Raw genomic sequence first — 2,460 nt, 5'->3', positions numbered from 1 at the left:
CATAATCCGTTATTGTTAAGTTACCACACGAAACAACTGAACTAAGAAAGCTCCACTGCCTATGATAAGAATAACATTTTCCAGTCTCTTCCGCAATCGGAATTATGACGCTAACGCACCTCCGAATAGGTAGATGTAATTATTAACACTACTTATTCTGGAGGTTTTATTATGTATAAAGATATTTTTGAATCCATCCGCAATGAAGCGGAAAAACGTAACCTGCGTGAAAGAACTATTCAACTGTATTGCTCTGATGTCAGTTACTTCCTTCGTTGGATTGGAAAAAATATTTCTGATCTTACACTTGAAGATGCGGAAAGTTTTCTTACTGCCAAACGTCTGGAAGGAAGGTCTCCTGAAACTCACAATCACTATCGGTCTGCAATCAAGTTCTTATATAAAAAGGTGCTGAAAACTGTCTGGGATGATGACACTGTTCCGGCTATGAAAAGAGAGCGAAATCTTCCTGCTGTTCTATCCCGCGATGAAATAAATGCAATCATTGACGCCACTCCGAATCTGAAGCATAAAGCGATTATTGCAACTATGTATTCTTCCGGATTACGTGTATCGGAGGTCGTTCATCTCCATTATGATGACATTTCCCGTACCAACATGACAATTCATGTTCGTGAAACCAAAGGCAGAATTGACAGGTATACAATTCTGTCTCAAAAAAATTTAGACCTTCTCACAGAGTATTGGTACAAATGTGGTCGCCCTAAAGATATCCTTTTCCCAAGTTCCTGGTCCGGTGGATATCTTGATATAGCCAGTGTTAACCAGTTCTTTAAGAAAAGTGCTAAACTCGCCGGCATTAACCGTCATGTTTCCTCTCATGCGTGCCGTCATAGTTTTGCCAGCCACCTATTCGAAAGTGGCACAGATATAAAATATATCCAGTCACTTCTGGGACATGTTGATCCTCGCTCTACAGATGTTTATCTTCATGTGAGCAACAAGACACTTCTTGGAATCCGCAGCCCGTTCGACAACCCGGAAGGTGGTGAATCATGAGTAAGGATTGTACGATTCAGGATGTTTTTCATCGTTTTTATCCATCTTTTAAATCCACACATAGTATTTCTCCCGCTCAGCGAAAGGCCGCTTATCACATCATGAATTGCAAAACCGGTGCCTTTGGTGTGAATGTAAGCGTATGCGAGGACTGCGGCTGCATGTCAGTCCACTATAACTCCTGCCGTGACAGATGCTGTCCTATGTGTCAGGAGTTTTCAAAAGAAAAATGGGTAGATGCACGGCGTGAGGATATCTTAGATGCTCCTTATTTCCATGTAGTTTTTACAGTTCCAGAAGAACTTAATCCCATTATCTACAGCAACCAGAAATTCTTATACACTGCTCTTTATCATGCGGCTTCAGATACTCTCAGTGAACTTGCTGCTGATAGTAAATATCTTGGGACTGATATCGGCTATATTTGTATCCTCCATACATGGGGAAGCACCATGAATTTTCATCCTCATATCCATGCGATTGTTCTTGGTGGAGGGCTGGATGTGAAAAATCATTGGAAAGACAACGGGAAAGAGTTTTTTCTTCCGATTAAGGTGATCTCCAAAATATTTCGTGGAAAATATATGGCTGAACTTAAGCAGCTCTGGGAAAATGACAGGCTTGAATTTCATGGATCGGCTGCACCTTACAAAAACTACTATACTTTCAAGGAATTGTTAGATACCTGCTATACAAAGGAATGGATTCCTTATTGCAAGAAACCATTTGACGGTGCCGAATCTGTCATCAGATACCTTGGAAAATACACCCACCGGATTGCTATCAGCAACTACCGTATCAAAGACATAACAGAATCTACAGTTACTTTTTCCGCTAAAGATTACAAAAACCAAGGGCTTTGGAAAGAGATCACCATATCCGGCGAGGAATTTATCCGTCGATTTTTAATGCATGTTCCTCCAAAACGTTTTGTACGTATCAGGCACTATGGTCTTCTTTCATCCAGAAATAAGAAGAAAAAGATTACCCTATGCAGAAACATCCTTGGTTGCAAAAAATATATTTCCAAGCTGAAAGATATGGATGCACCTGCCATTATCCGTCTTCTTTATAATAAAGATATATGCAAGTGTTCTTCCTGTGGTGGTAAGATTATTCCTCTGCCTACAGAACAACATTTTATAAAACCAAAACCACATATGCTCTGTTAACGTATCATAACTGTATATTTTTTTAGCTTCCTTAGGGAGGCTTATTTCTGGTGTCATAATACAGGACTGAATTATAAATTCTATGTGTTTCTATGTGTACACGCTATCCTATTATAGATAGAGTGTCATAATTAAAAGTCCATATAGAGTTGACGCGCTTTGTTCAACCAGAAAAAATCGAAATTGATGCAAACGAAAGGGCAGTTAATGAAAAGTCTCCATACTGCTTTTTCGTTTGCACCACCTTCGATTCTTTCCTTAACGATTT

2 protein-coding genes are annotated in these 2,460 nt (G+C 39.6%); both read left to right on the top strand.

Annotated features, from left to right (window positions below):
• Positions 1-171 precede the first annotated feature (171 nt).
• Positions 172-1,020 carry a tyrosine-type recombinase/integrase gene (locus I4V44_RS17270; RefSeq protein WP_196003014.1) on the top strand — a complete coding sequence of 283 codons (849 nt, stop codon included), beginning with the start codon at positions 172-174 and terminating at the stop codon, positions 1,018-1,020.
• A complete protein-coding gene (locus I4V44_RS17265) occupies positions 1,017-2,192 on the top strand; it encodes an IS91 family transposase (RefSeq protein ID WP_196003013.1) in 1,176 nt (391 codons plus the stop codon). The genes I4V44_RS17270 and I4V44_RS17265 overlap by 4 nt, the downstream gene beginning before the upstream one ends.
• Positions 2,193-2,460 lie beyond the last annotated feature (268 nt).

It is taken from the genome of Blautia sp. 1001283B150304_161114_C9 (genome assembly GCF_015668165.1).
Classification (GTDB): Bacteria; Bacillota; Clostridia; order Lachnospirales; family Lachnospiraceae; genus Blautia_A; species Blautia_A wexlerae.
Note: the sequence above shows the minus strand (reverse complement) of the source record. Positions and strands in the feature narration are given on the sequence as shown.